At 70.1% G+C, this 16,979-nt stretch carries 15 protein-coding genes and 1 riboswitch; of the genes, 10 read left to right on the forward strand and 5 right to left on the reverse strand.

What is annotated here, in order from left to right; all coding sequences use genetic code 11:
• Positions 1 to 55: 55 nt before the first annotated feature.
• The gene (locus tag nbrcactino_RS06560; protein WP_161926627.1) at positions 56 to 1,009 is read right to left on the reverse strand and encodes a phosphotransferase; all 954 of its coding nucleotides are present in this window, start codon (positions 1,007 to 1,009) and stop codon (positions 56 to 58) included.
• 69 nt (positions 1,010 to 1,078) lie between these two features.
• Here nbrcactino_RS06560 and nbrcactino_RS06565 point away from each other — a divergent pair, with 69 nt between their 5' ends.
• The 7 genes from nbrcactino_RS06565 to nbrcactino_RS18345 all read left to right on the forward strand — a co-directional run bounded on the left by nbrcactino_RS06565 (position 1,079) and on the right by nbrcactino_RS18345 (position 8,953).
• Positions 1,079 to 2,110, forward strand: a complete 1,032-nt coding sequence (locus nbrcactino_RS06565; protein WP_161926628.1) for an Rv2578c family radical SAM protein — start codon at positions 1,079 to 1,081, stop codon at positions 2,108 to 2,110.
• 182 nt (positions 2,111 to 2,292) lie between these two features.
• Positions 2,293 to 3,012 (forward strand): DnaE2-dependent mutagenesis accessory factor ImuA', encoded by a 720-nt coding sequence (imuA', locus tag nbrcactino_RS06570; RefSeq protein WP_161926629.1) that lies wholly within the window; start codon positions 2,293 to 2,295, stop codon positions 3,010 to 3,012.
• Positions 3,012 to 4,583, forward strand: coding sequence for a DNA polymerase Y family protein (locus nbrcactino_RS06575; RefSeq protein ID WP_161926630.1), 1,572 nt, complete (start codon positions 3,012 to 3,014; stop codon positions 4,581 to 4,583). The genes imuA' and nbrcactino_RS06575 overlap by 1 nt, the downstream gene beginning before the upstream one ends.
• Positions 4,584 to 4,802: 219 nt before the next feature.
• Positions 4,803 to 5,201, forward strand: coding sequence for a hypothetical protein (locus nbrcactino_RS06580; protein ID WP_161926631.1), 399 nt, complete (start codon positions 4,803 to 4,805; stop codon positions 5,199 to 5,201).
• 51 nt (positions 5,202 to 5,252) lie between these two features.
• Entirely contained in the window at positions 5,253 to 8,591 is a 3,339-nt protein-coding gene (locus nbrcactino_RS06585; protein ID WP_161926632.1) for an error-prone DNA polymerase, read from the forward strand.
• A gap of 24 nt (positions 8,592 to 8,615) precedes the next feature.
• On the forward strand, positions 8,616 to 8,822 hold the full coding sequence (locus nbrcactino_RS06590; RefSeq protein ID WP_161926633.1) for a hypothetical protein: 207 nt from the start codon (positions 8,616 to 8,618) through the stop codon (positions 8,820 to 8,822).
• On the forward strand, positions 8,819 to 8,953 hold the full coding sequence (locus tag nbrcactino_RS18345; RefSeq protein WP_267130397.1) for a hypothetical protein: 135 nt from the start codon (positions 8,819 to 8,821) through the stop codon (positions 8,951 to 8,953). The genes nbrcactino_RS06590 and nbrcactino_RS18345 overlap by 4 nt, the downstream gene beginning before the upstream one ends.
• Here nbrcactino_RS18345 and nbrcactino_RS06595 read toward each other — a convergent pair.
• Together nbrcactino_RS06595 and nbrcactino_RS06600 are read right to left on the reverse strand one after the other, a co-directional pair.
• Positions 8,943 to 10,139, reverse strand: a complete 1,197-nt coding sequence (locus nbrcactino_RS06595; protein WP_161926634.1) for an RtcB family protein — start codon at positions 10,137 to 10,139, stop codon at positions 8,943 to 8,945. The genes nbrcactino_RS18345 and nbrcactino_RS06595 overlap by 11 nt on opposite strands.
• 113 nt (positions 10,140 to 10,252) lie before the next feature.
• Positions 10,253 to 10,717: a tRNA (cytidine(34)-2'-O)-methyltransferase gene (locus tag nbrcactino_RS06600; protein WP_161926635.1), complete on the reverse strand. Its 465-nt coding sequence runs from the start codon at positions 10,715 to 10,717 to the stop codon at positions 10,253 to 10,255.
• Positions 10,718 to 10,791: 74 nt separating this feature from the next.
• On the opposite strand from nbrcactino_RS06600, the gene nbrcactino_RS06605 reads away from it, so the two are divergent.
• The gene (locus tag nbrcactino_RS06605) at positions 10,792 to 11,658 is read left to right on the forward strand and encodes a bifunctional methylenetetrahydrofolate dehydrogenase/methenyltetrahydrofolate cyclohydrolase (RefSeq protein ID WP_161926636.1); all 867 of its coding nucleotides are present in this window, start codon (positions 10,792 to 10,794) and stop codon (positions 11,656 to 11,658) included.
• Between the two features lies 1 nt (position 11,659).
• Positions 11,660 to 12,097, forward strand: a complete 438-nt coding sequence (locus tag nbrcactino_RS06610) for a DUF3017 domain-containing protein (RefSeq protein ID WP_308470335.1) — start codon at positions 11,660 to 11,662, stop codon at positions 12,095 to 12,097.
• A gap of 25 nt (positions 12,098 to 12,122) precedes the next feature.
• Here the strand turns inward: nbrcactino_RS06610 and metX are convergent, their stop codons facing one another.
• Together metX and nbrcactino_RS06620 are read right to left on the reverse strand one after the other, a co-directional pair.
• The gene (gene metX / locus nbrcactino_RS06615; RefSeq protein ID WP_228460823.1) at positions 12,123 to 13,286 is read right to left on the reverse strand and encodes a homoserine O-acetyltransferase MetX; all 1,164 of its coding nucleotides are present in this window, start codon (positions 13,284 to 13,286) and stop codon (positions 12,123 to 12,125) included.
• A 30-nt stretch (positions 13,287 to 13,316) separates the two neighbouring features.
• Entirely contained in the window at positions 13,317 to 14,636 is a 1,320-nt protein-coding gene (locus nbrcactino_RS06620) for a bifunctional o-acetylhomoserine/o-acetylserine sulfhydrylase (RefSeq protein WP_161926638.1), read from the reverse strand.
• Positions 14,637 to 14,694: 58 nt separating this feature from the next.
• Positions 14,695 to 14,809: riboswitch (SAM riboswitch) on the reverse strand.
• A 199-nt stretch (positions 14,810 to 15,008) separates the two neighbouring features.
• On the opposite strand from nbrcactino_RS06620, the gene nbrcactino_RS06625 reads away from it, so the two are divergent.
• Entirely contained in the window at positions 15,009 to 16,832 is a 1,824-nt protein-coding gene (locus nbrcactino_RS06625; RefSeq protein ID WP_161926639.1) for a cutinase family protein, read from the forward strand.
• The last annotated feature ends 147 nt before the right edge of the window (positions 16,833 to 16,979 follow it).

Here is a 16,979-nt window from a genome sequence, read left to right on the forward strand (position 1 = left end):
CTTGTGGCCGAGGTGATTTGAAGTGGCCGTCAACCGCGGGCGGCGTGCGGGGTGGTCATGGCCGTGCCACCCGTGCCAACAGCGTCAGCGGTGCGTCGCCCCACCGGCGCCATTCGTCGTCGTCGGCTTCCGCGAGACAGTCCCACCAGGTCATTGCCCGGTTCACCGCCCAGGTGAGCCGGGCCGCGACCCACTCCCGGGCGAGGACCGATACCGGCTGCCCCCACGCGTCGGCATAGGCCTCGAAGAGGGGTTCCCAGGCGATGTCGCCGGCGTGGTGGCCGATCCAGTCGTGGGGCACGCAGAGGATCTCCACGGGATGCGCCCATTGGGAGTCACCCAGGTCGAAAAGCGTGGGCATCCCGCCGATGTGGAAGACGTTGCGCGGATGGAGGTCACCGTGCTGCCACGTGGCCGGCAGCGGCGAGGCGGCCAGCGTGTCTGCTGCGGCGGCCACCGTCGGGCGCGCGGCACGCAGGCGGTCGTGCAATTCGGGCGGCAGATGCGCGGGGTGGTCGTCGTGCAGTCCGGCCAACAGGGCGGTGAGGCGGTCGTACCGTGCCACGACGGTGGGCGGCGAGCAGTCGGGCACGCCGAGGCCTGTCACCCTGGGGCCGTGGTCGACGAGGCGGCGTTGGATCGACGCGGCCATGCCGATCAACTCGGCCCACCCGGCGGGGACGGGCCCGGTCTGCTCGCCCCACGTCGGCCCGCGATCGGCGGTCAGGCGCCAGCCGCGTTCGGGGTCGACGGCGACGGGCTCGTCGAAACGGTCGGGGAGGAGTTCGTGCAGCGCTGCGCGCAGGGCCGGTTCGAAGGCCTGCGACGTGCAGTTCGCCTTGAACCACCACCGATCCGTGCCGGTGCTCAACCGCAGGTGCGTCGACCAAGGGCGGATCCGCGGTTGGACGACCTCGTCGATGTCTCGGCCCAACTGCCGGGCCGACCACTGCACCGCCTGGTCTCGCCAGACCGGATCGCCGACACGGCTGGAGAACGGAACCGCCATGGGGTCGGCGTAGGCCGATCGGCGGCGGGTCGGATTGACACGGCTTAGAACATGTGTTCGCATTGGACCATGCGGTGGGCGGATCAAGCGGTCGAGGCCGACGACGGCGGCTTGCCGGGATTGGGTCGGTCCGACCTGGTGCGCACGGTCACCACTCCGGAGTTCGCCGGGGTGACCTTCCACGAGGTGTTGTGCCGATCGCTGCTCAACCCGGTCCCGGTGTCGTCGGGCATGCCGTTCCGGTTCAGCGTCAACACCTTTCGCGGATGCACCCATGCCTGCCGGTACTGTTTCGCGCGGCCGACGCACGAGTATCTCGACTTTGACGCCGGCGAGGATTTCAACCGGCAGATCATCGTGAAACTCAATGCCGCGGCCGTGCTGCGCAAGGAGTTGCGACGACGGTCCTGGCGGCGCGAGGTCGTCGCGTTGGGCACCAACACCGACCCGTACCAGCGTGCCGAGGGGCGTTACCGGTTGATGCCGCCGGTGATCGGGGCGCTCGCGTCGTCGGGCACCCCGTTCTCGATCCTCACCAAGGGCACGTTGCTGCAGCGCGACCTGCCGCTGCTGCGCCAGGCTGCCGACGTGGTGGATGTGTCCCTGTCGGTGTCGCTGGCGATGGGCGACGAGGAACTGGCCAAACAGTTGGACCCGGGTGCCCCGTCGCCGCGGGCGCGGTTGGAGTTGATCCGCGCCCTCGCCGAGGCGGGATTCGCCCCGCATGTGATGGTGGCCCCGGTGATCCCGTTTCTCACCGACTCCACCGCGCAGCTCGACGCGTTGCTGGGCGACATCGCCGACGCCGGCGCGGTGAGCGTGTCGGCGATCCCCATGCATCTGCGGTCGTCGACGCGGGGCTGGTTCCTGCAGTGGGTGGCCGAGGAACATCCGGCACTCCTCAAGCGCTACCGGGCGCTGTACGGGCGGGGCGCCTACGTGTCGGGGGAGTATTCGGCAAAGCTGGCGCAGCGGCTGCGGCCGCTGGTCGCTCACCACGGTTTGGTGGGGCAATCGGGGCCCGATCTGCCGGCCGAGCCGACGATGGCGCGGGCGTCGGCACCGGTGGGTGCGGCACTGGGCGAACCCACCCTGTTTTAATGCGCCGTAGCTCTCTGACCTGGGTAAAAGGTTGCTGTTGCGCGTTGTCCGACCTTGGGTCTACAGTCCTTATATCGAATGAATGTTCGACGAGGCCCGGTAACTTCCCGACCGGCTTCACAACGGGTCTGCCGGCCTGGTGAAACAAGTCCGGCGGACATGGTGAAACGGTCGGAGAAGACATGGGTGAAGCGGCTATTGACCCGACGATCGCGCAGTTGCGCCAGGCGATGGAACGGGTCTCGACGACGGCGGGCGGGGCGGCCCCCCGGGTAGATCCCGACGTCGGACCGGGGGAAGACGGTGCGACGTCGAGGACCCTGGCGGTACCCGAGGCGCTGATCGGGTTGTTCCCCCACGGCGGGCTGGTGCGCGGCAGCGTGGTGTCGGCCTCGGGGGCCGGCTCGTTGCTGTTGTCGATGATCGCGGCGAGTAGCGGTGCGGGTGCCCAGGTCGCGGTAGTCGGCCTCCCGCGGCTCAGCATGCTCGCCGCCGCGGAGATGGGGGCGGATCTGGACCGGATCGCGCTGGTCTCCGACCCGGGGGCAGACCCGCTGCAGATCGCGACCGTCCTGCTCGACGGGATGGATCTGGTGGTGCTGGAACTGCGCGGGATGGCGGTCCCGCCGTCGCGCGCCAAGGTCCTCGCCGCGCGGGCGCGCCGGAACTCGGCGGTGCTGCTCGTCGTCGGCGGGCAGTGGCCGGGGGCCGCCGCCCATCTGGCCGCCCGGGTGAGTGGGTACCGCACGTCGTCGGCGGGTCCGTCGGATGCCCGGCGGTGCGGCTACGGCCGGATCGACGGGTGGGACCTCGCGGTGTCGCTGCGCTCCCGCAGCCGCCCGCCGCGCAGTGCCGTCCTCGCCGCCGGGCGGGGGAGCCGGGCCGGGGCAGGGACGCTCTGATGTCCCGTCGCACGCTCGCCCTGTGGGCCCCGGACTGGCCGGCCGTGGCCGCCGCCGCCGAGCGGGACCTGCCGCCCGCCACACCGATTGCCGTCCTGGCGGCCAACCGGGTCGTCGCCTGCTCATTGCCGGCGCGGCGCACCGGTGTCCGGCGGGGCATGCGCAAGCGGCAGGCCCAGTCGACCTGTCCGGAGCTGGTCATCGTCCCCGCCGACCCCGATCGGGACGGCCGGCTGTTCGCACCCGTGGTCACGGCGGTGGCGGCGATCCTGCCCGCCGCCGAGGTCCTGCGTCCCGGCTTGGTGGCGGCCCCGGCATCTGGGCTGCGGTACTTCGGATCGGAGGAGAACCTTGCGGCCGCGGTGGTGGAGGCGGTTGCCGACGTCGGAGTCGAGGTGCAGATCGGCATCGCCGACGAGATGTTCACCGCGGTACTGGCCGCCCGCCGGGAGCGGCTGGTCCCGGTGGGGGGCGACGTGGAGTTCCTGGCCGGGCTGTCGATCCGGGAACTGGCCGTCGAGCCGAGCCTGGGCGGGGAGTCCCGGGGCGATTTGGTGGACCTGCTGTGGCGGCTGGGGCTGCGCACGATTGGCGCATTCGCCGCCCTGCCCGCCGCCGACGTGGGCTCTCGATTTGATGCCGATGCCGTTGTCGCGCATCGGCAGGCGTCGGGGAGGCCCGGTCGTATCCCGTCGGCGGCACCTGCTCCGCCAGAACTCGTCGTCGTCCACCCCTGTGACCCGCCGGTCGAGCGGATCGATGCCGCGGCCTTTCTGGCCAGGCGTCTCGCGGCCCGGCTGCACGAACGCCTCACCGCGGCGGCCGTGTCCTGCACCAGGTTGGCGGTGCACGCGAGAACCGAACGCGGACAAGAGAACTCGCGGACGTGGTGTTGCGCACTCCCGTTGACCCCGGAGGCGACCGCCGATCGCGTCCGCTGGCAACTGGAGGGGTGGTTGACCGAAGGGGCGGTGGGGCCCGGGGAGGGGCCCGACTCTCCGATCGTCGAGTTGGTCCTGGAGCCGGTGGAGGTCTCCGCCGGGGCCGGGGTGCAGTACGAACTGCCGGCCGGGGCCGACGGGGATCGGGGGCTGCCGCCCGACGGCCCGCGTGCCGACCGGATCCGCCGGGCGCTGGTGCGGGTCCAGGGGCTGCTCGGTGCCGACGCGGTGATGGTCCCGGTCCGCAGCGGCGGCCGGGGGCCGGCCGAGCAGATCACCCTGGTCCCGGCCGGGGAGGCGGTGGTGCCGGCGCGCCCGGTCGCCGCGCCGTGGCCGTCGCGGCTGCCCGAGCCCACCCCGGCCGTGCTGGTGGACGCCCCGATCGGGGTGTGCGATGTCGCCGGCCGGCCGGTCGGGGTGACCGCGCGCGGAGCGTTCACCAGGGAACCGGTGTCGGTGGCGGCGCAGGCGCGCAATTGGGCGGTGCAGTGGTGGGCCGGGCCGTGGCCGTGTGGCCTGTCCGGTGATGCGGTCATCGCCCGCGCCCAAGTGCTGCTCGACGACGACCGCGCCTTGCTCCTGCGTTTCGACGCGGACGGCCAATGGCGGGTGGAGGGGGTCTACGAGTAGTGCCGGCCGGGTGGCGCCTCGTCGGCACGGGGGATCGGGTAGTCCGCTACTCGTGTCCCGGCGGTCGGCGGCGGCGATCCTGATATCTGCAGACGGTATCCCGACAGCCTGCAGCAACGACGAAGGCACGATGATGAACCACCGCAAGCGCCTTCCGCGTCGGCGTGATTGGACGCGGATCAACCCCCAGCCCCCGGCCGGTGAGGGGCGGTGAGGACGATGGGCATCATCGCAGTGGGGGCGGCAGCGGCCGCCATACCGATGGCGATGGGCGGCCCGGTGGCCAATGCGTTGACGTTGGGCACCTCCTGGGTCCGCGTGGATGCGATCGACAACGGAGACGAGACGGTGACCCTGCGCATCGTCAACCTCGACCGCGAGAATCCGATCACCTGCGCGGCCATGCTGACCGACCCCGCGGTCGGACAGGCCGTCCGTTCGGACTACCTCTCGTTGCGCGCCGAGCTTCAGCCGGGTCGGGCCGCGGCGAAGACGCGCGGCACCGTGCCCGGGCACTACCGCGTCGAGGTTCGCTGCGACGGTGTCGAATGGCGCTACCTGGTGACGCCGGGCAGCCTGTTCACCGTCTCGCCGCGCCCCGAGGTGATGGGCGCGTAGCCGGATAGGCGGAACCGCGCGAGACGAACGTATGTTCGATATACTCGGGCGGTGGGATGGCATAACGGACCGCCGAGTTGGGCGGAGATGGAGCGGGTGCTCTCCGGGCGCCCGCGCCCATCGGATGGGCGGCCCGGGGAGACTTTTCCCCCGCCGTACGGCCGGCAGATCCCCGATCAGCACATCGACGATCAGCACATCGACGACGAGGGGGTGCCCGACGGTGGCGACTCGCCGGCATGGTCGCGCAAACGGGAGTCCTACCTCGCCGACGAGACGGTGCGCCCGGTCCGTTCGGCGGTCCCGTTCGCCGAACTCCACGCCCACAGTGCGTTCAGCTTCCTCGACGGGGCGTCGACTCCCGAGGAGATGGTTGAGGAGGCCGTCCGGCTGGACCTGAAGGCGCTCGCGCTCACCGATCACAACGGTTTCTACGGGGTGGTGCGCTTCGCCGAGGCGGCGCGCGAGTTCGGGCTCCCGACGGTGTTCGGCGCCGAGCTCTCCCTGGGGTACGACACCGGGTTCACCCCGACCCGGACCGGCGTCGCCGATCCGCCGGGGGAACACCTGCTGGTCCTCGCCCGCGGACCGGAGGGGTACCGGCGCCTGTCGCGGGTGATGGCCGCGGCGCACATGCGCGGCGGGGAGAAGGGACTGCTGAGCTACGACCTCGACGAGTTGTCCGAGTGTGCCGGACAGTGGCTGATCCTCACCGGCTGCCGCAAAGGGGCGCTGCGCCGCGCGCTCGACCGCGGTGGCCCCGAAGCCGCCCGCCGCGCGCTCGCGGAGCTGATCGACCGTTTCGGCCATGACAACGTCGCCGTCGAACTCACCTCCACCGCCCAGCCCGACGACGATGAGCGCAACGCGCTCTTGACCGACATCGCCGCCGGTGCCGGGGTACCCGTCGTCGCGGCGACCGGCGCACACTTCGCCGGACCGGACCGGCGGCGGCTGGCGATAGCCCTGGCCGCGATCCGGGCCCGGACCGACATCGAGACGATCGACGGTTGGATGCCCGGCGTCGGCGGCGCCCATCTGCGCAGCGGCGACGAGATGGCCCGGCTGGTGCGGGCGCACCCCGAGGCGCTCGACAACGCGGTGAACCTGGCGGCCGACTGCGCCTTCGAGCTGGGGCTCATCGCGCCGGCGCTGCCGCCGTTCGACGTCGGGGCCGGGCACACCGAGATCAGTTGGCTGCGGGAACTGACCATGGCCGGCGCGGCGCGGCGCTACGGAAGCCCGTCGCAGCACCCGCAGGCCTACCGGCAGATCGAGCACGAACTGGCGATCATCGCCCAACTCGACTTCCCGGGCTATTTCCTGGTGGTCCACGACATCGTCGAGTTCTGCCGGCGCAACGACATCCTGTGCCAGGGCCGCGGCAGCGCCGCGAACTCCGCGGTCTGCTTCGCGCTCGGGATCACCTCGGTGGACCCGGTGGCCAACCAGTTGCTCTTCGAGCGGTTCCTGTCCCCGGAGCGCGACGGCCCGCCCGACATCGACGTCGATATCGAATCCGACCGACGCGAGGAGGCGATCCAATACGTCTACGCCCGATACGGGCGGGACTACAGCGCCCAGGTCGCCAACGTCATCACCTACCGGCGGCGGTCGGCGGTGCGCGACACCGCGCGCGCCCTGGGATATGCCACCGGCCAGCAGGACGCGTGGAGCCGGATGCCCGACGAGGCCCCCGACGACGTGGTGGACCTCGCCGCCCAGATCGGCGGCCTGCCCCGGCACCTGGGCATCCACTCCGGCGGAATGGTGATCTGCGATCGGCCGATCGCCGACGTCTGTCCCACCGAGTGGGCGCGGATGCCGGGCCGCAGCGTGCTGCAGTGGGACAAGGACGACTGTGCGGCCATCGGGTTGGTGAAGTTCGACCTGCTCGGCCTCGGGATGCTCTCGGCGCTGCACTACGCGATCGACCTCGTAGCCGAGCACAAGGGGATCACCGTCGACTTGGCGCGTATCGACCTGACCGAGGCCGCGGTCTACGACATGCTGTGCCGCGCCGACTCGGTCGGGGTGTTCCAGGTGGAGTCGCGCGCCCAGATGGCGACGCTGCCGCGGTTGAAGCCGCGCACCTTCTTCGACCTGGTCGTCGAGGTCGCCCTGATCCGTCCGGGGCCGATCCAGGGTGGCTCGGTGCACCCGTACATCCGACGGCGCAACGGTCTGGAGCCGGTGCGCTACGACCATCCGGCGCTGGAGCGCTCCCTGGCCCGGACGCTGGGCGTACCGCTGTTCCAGGAGCAGCTCATGCAGATGGCCGTCGACGTCGCCGGGTTCAGCGCGGCCGAGGCCGACCAGCTGCGCCGGGCGATGGGCTCCAAGCGGTCCCCGGAGAAGATGGCCGCGCTGCGGCAGCGCTTCTTCGACGGGATGGAACGGTTGCACGGGATCACCGGCGAAGCGGCGGAACGGATCTACGAGAAGATGGCCGCCTTCGCCAATTTCGGCTTTCCGGAAAGCCATTCGCAGAGCTTTGCGTCGTTGGTGTTCTATTCGGCCTGGTTCAAGCTGCACCACCCGGCCGCCTTCTGTGCGGCCCTGCTGCGCGCGCAGCCGATGGGGTTTTACTCGCCGCAGTCGCTGGTGGCCGACGCCCGGCGCCACGGCGTCGAGGTTCACCGGCCCGATCTGAACGCGTCCTTGCCGGACGCCACCCTGGAGGCGTCCGGGACACAGGTGCGGCTGGGACTGGCCGGGGTGCGCAGCATCGGCGACGAGGCGGCGCAGCGGATCGTCGCCGAACGGTCGGCGCACGGACCGTTCGCCGACTTCGACGATGCGGCCGGGCGCGTCGAACTGACCCAGGCGCAGTGGGAGGCGCTGGCGACCGCGGGTGCGCTGGACTCGTTCGGGATGAGTCGACGGCAGGCACTGTGGGCGGCGGGGGAGGCGTCGCGGCGCCGACGCGACCACCTGCCGCTGCGCGCGGGATCCCCGGCCCCGGAACTCCCCGGGTTGTCGACGGTGGAGTTGGCCGCCGCCGACGCCTGGGCGACCGGCATCACCCCGACGAGCTACCCGACGCAGTACCTGCGCCCGCGGTTGCAGGCACTCGGGGTGGTGCCGGCCGACCAACTGCTCGCCGTCGACGACGGGGCGCGCGTGCTGGTCGCCGGGGCGGTGACGCACCGACAGCGGCCGGCCACCGCGTCGGGCGTCACCTTCATCAACCTCGAAGACGAGACCGGGATGGTCAACGTCGTCTGCTCGGTGGGCCTGTGGCGCAAGTACCGCGAGTTGGCCCACACCGCAACGGCTCTGGTGATCCGCGGCAAGGTGCAGAACGCCGAGGGCGCCGTCACCGTGGTCGCGGACCGGATGCAGAAGCTGGACCTGCGGATCGGCACCCGGTCGCGCGACTGGTGTTAGCCGCGAGGCTGCTAGGTTCGCGGTGTGGACCCCGATGAGAAGCGGCGCAGCGGTATTCGGTACCAGCCCCGCCATGCGGTGCCGTGGACCTGGTCGTCGTGGGCGGAGCGGACCGTCCAAGGCCTGTGGTACGAACTCAGCTGGAGGCTGTGGAATCTCCTCATCAGTTTGCCGAGCCTGGTCGCCTTCATCGCGGGGTTGTTCGTCGGCGGCACGATGGCCGGCCGATGAGCGACGACGACCGCGACCAGCGGGGCTGGTTGGCCGCCTGCTTCACCGGCCGGTTCTCCATGTGGGTGACCTACCCCGTCATCGCCTTCATCCTGGGTGTCCTTCTGGCCTGGCAGTCGGCTAGCCCTTGACGCAGACCACCTGGCGCAGATGAGCGACCACCTCGACGAGGTCGGTCTGCGCCGCGATCACCGAGTCGATGTCCTTGTAGGCCGCCGGGATCTCGTCGACCACGCCGAGGTCCTTGCGGGACTCGACGCCGGCGGTCTGTGCCACCAGGTCGTCGGCGGTGAACGTCCGACGCGCCTTGGACCGGCTCATCCGACGCCCCGCACCGTGCGACGCGGAGTAGAAGGACTGCTCCGATCCCAGGCCGCGCACGACGTAGGAACCGGTGCCCATCGATCCGGGGATCAGGCCGAGGTCGCCGTCACCCGCGCGGATCGCGCCCTTACGGGTGACCAGCAGCTCGACGCCGCCGATCTGCTCGGTCGCCACGTAGTTGTGGTGGCAGCTGATCGGCTCGTCGAACCGCACCTGGCGGCCCCCGAAGCTCCCCCGGAACGCGGCGGACACCAGGGCGAGCATCACGCGGCGGTTGCGCGCCGCGTACTCCTGGGCCCACTCGAGGTCGCGCCGGTAGGCGTCCATCTCCGGTGTCCCGGCGACGAACACGGCGAGATCGGGGTCGGGCAGATCGGCGTTGTGCGGCAATTTCGCCGCCACCGACATGTGGCGGTCGGCCAGCGTCTTGCCGATGTTGCGCGAGCCGGAATGCAGCATGATCCACACGGCGCCGTCGTCGTCGAGGCAGATCTCGATGAAGTGGTTGCCGCCGCCGAGTGAACCCATCTGCTTCTGCGCACGGCCGTCGAGCTGGCGCACCCCGCGGTGCAGATCGCCGAAGCGACGCCAGAACGACTCCCAGCCGCCGCCCGCCTGCAGGCGGTCCGGGTTGACCGGGGAGTCGTGGCCGTGGCGTCCGACGGGCACCTTCGCCTCGATCGCACTGCGCATGCCGGACAGGTCGTCGGGCAGGTCGGCAGCGGTCACGTCGGTCTTCACCGCGGCCATGCCGCAACCGATGTCGACTCCGACGGCGGCCGGACAGACTGCTTCGCGCATGGCGATGACCGATCCGACGGTGGCGCCCTTGCCGACGTGGACGTCGGGCATGACGCGGACCCCGTGCACCCACGGCAGACGCGACACCCGGCGCAGCTGGTCGAGCGCGGCGGCCTCGATGGAGGTCTCGTCGGCCCACAGCAGCGTCGACGCGGTGGCGCCGGTCAGGGGTACGGGGAATGCGGTGTTCATGGTTCTTCCTGTGTTCGTGGCGGTGCCGCCGGTCGGCGGCGATCGACCACGATACGGACGCCGGTGCCGGGCGTCGATCGATTAACCGGAGAGCCGGCGGCCGCGAGAAACCGCTAGACCGCCCCGTCGAACCCGTGTTGGCGCCAGGCCTCGTAGACCGCGAGGGTCGCCGAGTTGGCCAGGTTGTGCGATCGGCGCTCGGGGAGCATCGGGATGCGCAGCCGGTCGGTAACATGCGGGTCGGCGAGCATCTCGTCGGAGAGACCCGTCGGCTCCGGGCCGAACATCAACACGTCACCGGGGGAGTAGGCCACATCGGTGTAGAAGCGCGAGGCGTGGGCGGTGAACGCGTACACCGTCGTCGGGTCCAACGCCTCCCAGGCGGCGTCGAGGTCGCGGTGGACGGTCACGTGCGCCATCTCGTGATAGTCCAGGCCAGCGCGTTTGACCTGCGCATCGCTCAGGTCGAACCCGAGCGGTTCGACGAGGTGCAGCTCGGATCCGGTATTGGCGGCCAGGCGGATGGCGTTGCCGGTGTTGGGTGGGATGCACGGCTGGACGAACAGGATGCGGAACACGGCTCGCAGGTTAGCAGCGCCGCGCCGGGGGCGACCCGGGCGGCGCGGAAGAGGGGACGTGGAAGAATGGCGGGGTGACAGCGACACGACTCGACGGCATCGCCACGCGCGATGAGATTTTCACCGACCTCGCAGCGCGGGTCGAGCGGCTCAAGGCCGCCGGCATCGAACCCGGCCTGGGCACGATCCTCGTCGGCGACGACCCGGGGTCGCAGTCTTATGTCCGCGGCAAGCACGCCGACTGCGCGAAGATCGGGGTCACCTCGATCCGTCGGGACCTCCCGGCCGACATCACGACCGAGCAGCTGAACGCGGCGATCGACGATCTCAACGCCGACCCGGCGTGTACCGGCTACATCGTCCAACTGCCGCTGCCGCGCCACCTCGACGAGAACGCGGCGCTCGAGCGGATCGACCCGGCGAAGGACGCCGACGGCCTGCACCCGATCAACCTGGGCCGCCTGGTCCTGGGCGAGGAGTCGACGCTGCCGTGTACCCCGCGCGGCGTGGTCCACCTGCTGCGGCGCTACGACATCCCGATCGACGGCGCGAAGGTCGTCGTCGTCGGCCGCGGGGTCACCATCGGCCGTCCGATCGGACTGCTGCTGACCCGGCGCAGCGAGAACGCCACGGTGACGTTGTGCCACACCGGCACCCGCGACCTGGCCGCCGAGACGCGGCGGGCCGACATCATCGTCGCCGCGGCCGGCGTCGGACACCTGATCAAGCCCGACATGGTCGCACCGGGGGCGGCGGTCGTCGACGTCGGGGTGAGCCGCGGCGACGACGGGAAACTCGTCGGCGACGTCCACCCCGACGTGTGGGAGGTGGCCGGTGCGGTGTCGCCGAACCCGGGCGGTGTGGGTCCGCTGACCCGCGCCTTCCTCCTGGTCAACATCGTCGAGCGCGCCGAGGCCCAGTTGGCGGCCCGGGAGGCCTGAGGTGACCGGACCCGACGGCGAGGCCGAACACGACGTCACCCAGCACAACGTGACGCAGCGCAATGTGACGCGACGCGTCGACCCGGCCACCTCGGTCCTGGTGCCCGAGGTGGCGGACCTCCCGACGAATCTCGAGCGTGCGCAGACCCTGCGGCGCGCGCGGGTGCGCCGCTGGTACGTCATGCAGATCCCGTTCTTCCTGGTGCTGGGCGGCATGACGGTCGCGGGCATCCTGGTGTTCGTCGACCGCTGGCGCCGCGGCGCGTTCTTGTTCGGCGGGTCGTTGGCCTTCGGGGCGGTGCTGCGGGCGCTGCTGCCGGCGAGTCGGGCGGGGCTGCTCCAGGTGCGCGGCCGCGCCTTCGACGTGGCGGCGCTGACGACCCTGGCCACCGTCGTGCTGTGGATGGCGATCACCATCGACCCGTTGGGGACGCGCTGAGCGCAGGATTACCCGCAGCGGGCGGTCAGCGGGCGAGTGCGACCGTCTGGCGCAGGAGATCGGCGATCGCGTCGAACTCGATGAGGAAGGCGTCGTGGCCGTAGACGGATTCGACGACGCGTAGCCCGCCGACGCAGTTGCCGAGGAATTGCGCCAACTCCTCCTGCAGTCGCAGCGGGTAGAGCCGGTCGGTGTCGATACCGCCGACGATGACCGGGGTCTGGCAGGCGGCCAATGCGGCGCGGACACCGCCGCGGTTGCGCCCCACGTCGTGGTTGCTCAGCACCTCGGTCAGCGCCACGTAGGAGGCGGGGTCGAAGCGGGCGACGATCTTGTCGGCCTGGTGGTCGAGGTAGCTCTGCACGGCGTAGCGACCGTGGTGCAGCGGATCTTCTTGTCCCTGAGGCGAATTCGCGAACCGGTTGTCGAGTTCGAGCTCGTGCCGGTAGGTCAGGTGGGCGATCCGACGGGCGACGCCCATGCCGGTCGTCGGCGTGATGCCGGTGCCGTGGTAGTCGCCGCCCTGCCAGGCGGGGTCGGCCTTGATTGCGGCGATCTGGGTGGCCTGTGTGCCGATCTGATCGGCGGTGGCGCGGGCGCCGACGGCGAGGACGAGTGCCGCGCGGGTGCGCTCGGGGTAGGTGACCGCCCACTCCAGCGCGCGGGCCCCGCCCATCGATCCGCCGACGGCGGCGGCGATCGAGGTCACGCCGATCTCGTCGAGGAGTGCGGCTTCGGCGCGGACCTGGTCCAGCACGGTGATCTGCGGGAAGCGCGAGCCCCACGGCTTGCCGTCGGCGGCCGGCGACGACGGGCCGGTGGACCCGTTGCAACCGCCGAGGACGTTGGCCGCGATCACGCACCACTCGTCGGTGTCCAGGGCGGCGCCGGGGCCGATCAGGCCGTCCCACCATCCGGCAGCCGGGTGGTGGTCGTCGGCCGGGCCGGTGATGTAGGTGTCGGCCGTCAGTGCGTGGAGGACCAGGACGATGTTGTCCCGGGCCGCGTTGGGCTGTCCCCAGCGCGAGAACGCCATCGTGACGTCGGGGATGGTCTCCCCGTTGTCGAGGGCGATGTCTCCGACGGGAACCTGGTGCAGCGAGCCGTCGGGGGTCTGCGCCCAGACCGGCGCAGCCGCCGACGCCGTCGCGGAAACGGGTTCCGCGACGGGTCGGCGGCTGTGCAGGATGGTCACTTCGGCCTCGCTGATCGTGTTCTCCTAGCTCTTCGCCGCCGCGAAGCCCTGCTCCAGGTCGGCGAGGATGTCGTCGATCCCCTCGATGCCCACCGACAGCCGGACCAGGCCCGGGGTGACGCCGGCGCTGAGCTGTTCCTCGCCGGAGAGTTGGCTGTGCGTGGTCGACGCCGGGTGGATGACCAGCGAGCGGACGTCGCCGATGTTGGCGACATGGCTGTGCAGGGTCAGGGCGTCGACAAACTTCTTACCCGCTTCGACGCCGCCGGCCAACTCGAAGCTGATGACCGAGCCGGTGCCCTTGGGGAGCAGCTTCTTGGCCAACTCGGCGTACGGCGAGGAATCGAGTCCCGAGTAGTACACCGTCTCCACCTGCGGGTGCTTGGTGAGGAAGTCGGCGACCTTCTTCGTGTTCTCGACGTGCCGCTCGACGCGCAGGCTCAGCGTCTCGATGCCCTGGGCGGTGAGGAAGGCGTTGAACGGCGAGGCCGCGGCACCGGTGTCGCGCAGCAGCTGGACGCGGGCCTTCAGCGCGTACGCGGGGGCGCCGAGGTCGGCGAACACGACGCCGTTGTAGCTCGGGTCCGGCTGGGTGAAGCCGGGGAACAGGTCCTGGCCGTCGCGCTGGACGCGCCAGTCGAAGTTGCCGCCGTCGATCAAGACGCCGCCGATGGTGGTGCCGTGTCCGCCGATCCACTTGGTGGTGGAGTGCACGACGATGTCGGCGCCGTGCTTGAGCGGGTTGAGCAGGTACGGTGTCGCGACGGTGTTGTCGACGATGAGCGGCACACCGTTGCGGTGTGCGACCTCGGCAACGGCCTCGATGTCGAGGATCTCGGTCTTCGGGTTGGAGATGGTCTCGCCGAAGAAGGCGCGCGTGTTCGGGCGGACCGCGGCCTGCCAGGACTCAGGGTCGTCGGGGTTCTCGACGAACGACACCTCGATGCCGAACTTCGGCAGGGTGTAGTGGAAGAGGTTGTAGGTACCGCCGTAGAGGCGCGGGCTGGAAACGACGTGGCCGCCCTGCTCGACGATGTTCTGGATCGCGTAGGTCTCGGCGGCCTGACCGGAGGCCAGCAGCAGTGCCGCGACGCCGCCCTCGAGGGCCGCGAGGCGCTGCTCGACGACGTCCTGCGTCGGGTTCATGATCCGGGTGTAGATGTTGCCCGGCTCGGCGAGGCCGAAGAGGTTGGCCGCGTGCGTGGTGTTGTCGAAGACGAACGACGTGGTCTGGTAGATCGGCAACGCCCGAGCGTTTGTGGCCGAATCAACACCCTGACCTGCGTGGACCTGCTTGGTTTCGAAGCTCCAGGCTGCGGTGGGATCGTCGGGGGTTTGCGACATGGTTCTTCAATCACCTTCCGGACGGTTCGGGTTGCCCCGTTCTTGGGTCCGACCGTCGGACCCGCGCTTGCCGTGCGGTGTCTCCACACGACCAGGTCATCACCCGGAGCACCCCACCGCGGTTGGAGGGTTGCCGATCAGCGAGCCGGGGCTTGGCGCTGATTCTCTGGACCTGTTCCCAAGGATATAACACAGCGAATCGGACGCTTGAGGGGTCTGGAATCAACGCGGGTTAATTCTGGGACCGGCCGAAGCCGCGTCAGAAGACTCTTCCATTCCTATCTGACTCTGGAGTAACCTACCGTGTAGTACAAGTCACACGGGGGGATGATTGTGATGGGGATTACTTCTACTGAAGCATCGCGCGGGGGAGTGCGGGAGCGTCGCGGACGGAGACTCACGGCGCTCACGATTGCCGCAATCGCCTCGGGTCTGGCGCTGTGCGCGTCGCTGCTGGTCCCGTCGGGCGGGGCCCATGCCGCCGAGTGCTCGGCGTCGGGGGCAGTGATCATGGTCCCGGGCACCAACGACCGCGAGAACAACTCGATGACCGCGTTGGTGACCGGCGACAAGTACAAGGACTACGACCAGGTGCGCGTCGGCTATTCCACCAATCTCTGGCCCCTCGGCGGCGTGGGGTACGACAAGGACGCCCAGCTGGGCAAAACGGCGACGATCGAAGCGGTCAAGGAATATCGCAGCAAGTGCGGCGAGGACGCCAAGGTCACGATCATCGGGTATTCGCAGGGGGCCCGGATCGCCGGCGACGCGCTGTCGGACATCGGGAACGGCCGGGCCGACGGGGTGTCCGCGGAGAATGTCGAGGGCGTGCTGTACTCCGACCCGCGGCAGGAGGGCATCAGCGGATTCTTCGGCCGCGGCATCGAACTCAGTTTTCTCGGGGTGATCCCCGGCATCACGATGTCCGGCTCGCGCGAGGGTGGCTTCGGCGTGCTGAACGACCACGTGACATCGCTGTGCAGCCAGGGGGATGGGATTTGCTATCTGGCCGATCCGCTCAAGGACCCCCTCGGCGCACTCGACTCACTGGTCGGTTACGCGCTCAAGCACGGCGACTATCCCCTCAAGGGGTGGATGGCCGACGAGTCGTGGGCCGTCGACGGTGCCCAGCCCTCGGGGGCCGAAGGCCAGACCGTCTGCGAGCAGGCGGCCAACAACGGCGGCACGGTGTGCATCGTCCAGCGCGTGTCGTCGGTGACCCTGGCGATCCGAGAGATCGCGAAGCTCGTGGGGATGGAGGATCCGTCGGCGATCCCCGACGTTTATGGGAAGGTCGGCAACGTCCTCAACCTCAACAACGTCCTTCCCGGCGCGACCATCTCCGATCTCCAGCCGATCTTCGACATCATCAACGGCGCACTCCCGCAGCTGCCGTACGTCACCTATAACGTCGGCGGCTACCTCCCCGACATCCTCACCGCCGGCGAACTGATCGGCGGGGTCGTCACCATTGCCACCGGCGGCAATTCGACGCAATTGCGCAATGCGGTGAATGCGATCGGGCGCAGCGCCATCAGCCTGATGCTGATCCCCGTCAATGCGACGGTGTACTGGGGCAACAAGCTCGGCCTGGATCTGCCGACGCAGACCCTCGGCCTCGGATTCGTGCCGGGGGAGGATCTGAGCAACTATCCGACCCTGTGGCCGGACGGATGGGATGGGTTCACGCCGTACCAACCGCCGGGGAATGGTCAGTCCGCCACGCTGCTTGCGGGCGTCCAGGCGGCGCAGCAGGGGATTGGGCAACAGGTGGTTGGGCAACAGGGGGTTGGGCAACAGGGCTTCGCGCAGCGAAGTGTTGTCGTGCCGCAGACCGCGGGAAGCACGAATACGCCTGCGCAGCAGAACTCACCTGCGCAGCAAAACACGCCCGCGCAGCGGTTCGGGCAATGGGATTACCGCCACCAGCAGCCGCAGTCTCCGCCCTCGTCGGCGCAGATCCCACCGTGGCAGACCCCAACAGGGCAGACCCCAGCAGGGCAGACCCCACCGCGGCAGGACAAAGGCGGTGGCGGGGAAGCCCCGTGGTCGGGTGCGCCGGACTCCGACGGCGGTGCCGGGGCGGGCGGTCGCGGCGGTTTCGGCTCGCGCTTTGGGTCACCGTCGGCGCGTCAGGGTGGTGCCGGATTCGGTACGGCTCCCGCGCCGCGGGCCTCGTCGAGCCCGGCGGGTTAAGCGTGGCCTGGGCAACGGCTGGGTAAAAGATGTAACACGGCTCACATTGCCTTAAGGTGACAACAGTTCTTTTCAGATTGCGATGTCACAGCCGGTCGTCGCGATCGCGCAGACGTGGTTGGGGGCCTCGATGGGGGCCATGTTCGG

Source organism: Gordonia crocea (genome assembly GCF_009932435.1).
Taxonomy (GTDB): domain Bacteria; phylum Actinomycetota; class Actinomycetes; order Mycobacteriales; family Mycobacteriaceae; genus Gordonia; species Gordonia crocea.

Excerpts from the sequence above, each read along its gene's own strand:
- nbrcactino_RS06560 (WP_161926627.1), bottom strand. The coding sequence starts at position 1,009 with ATGGCGGTTCCGTTCTCCAGCCGTGTCGGCGATCCGGTCTGGCGAGAC.
- nbrcactino_RS06565 (WP_161926628.1), top strand. The coding sequence starts at position 1,079 with ATGCGGTGGGCGGATCAAGCGGTCGAGGCCGACGACGGCGGCTTGCCG.
- imuA' (WP_161926629.1), top strand. The coding sequence starts at position 2,293 with ATGGGTGAAGCGGCTATTGACCCGACGATCGCGCAGTTGCGCCAGGCG.
- nbrcactino_RS06575 (WP_161926630.1), top strand. The coding sequence starts at position 3,012 with ATGTCCCGTCGCACGCTCGCCCTGTGGGCCCCGGACTGGCCGGCCGTG.
- nbrcactino_RS06580 (WP_161926631.1), top strand. The coding sequence starts at position 4,803 with ATGGGCATCATCGCAGTGGGGGCGGCAGCGGCCGCCATACCGATGGCG.
- nbrcactino_RS18345 (WP_267130397.1), top strand. The coding sequence starts at position 8,819 with ATGAGCGACGACGACCGCGACCAGCGGGGCTGGTTGGCCGCCTGCTTC.
- nbrcactino_RS06595 (WP_161926634.1), bottom strand. The coding sequence starts at position 10,139 with ATGAACACCGCATTCCCCGTACCCCTGACCGGCGCCACCGCGTCGACG.
- nbrcactino_RS06620 (WP_161926638.1), bottom strand. The coding sequence starts at position 14,636 with ATGTCGCAAACCCCCGACGATCCCACCGCAGCCTGGAGCTTCGAAACC.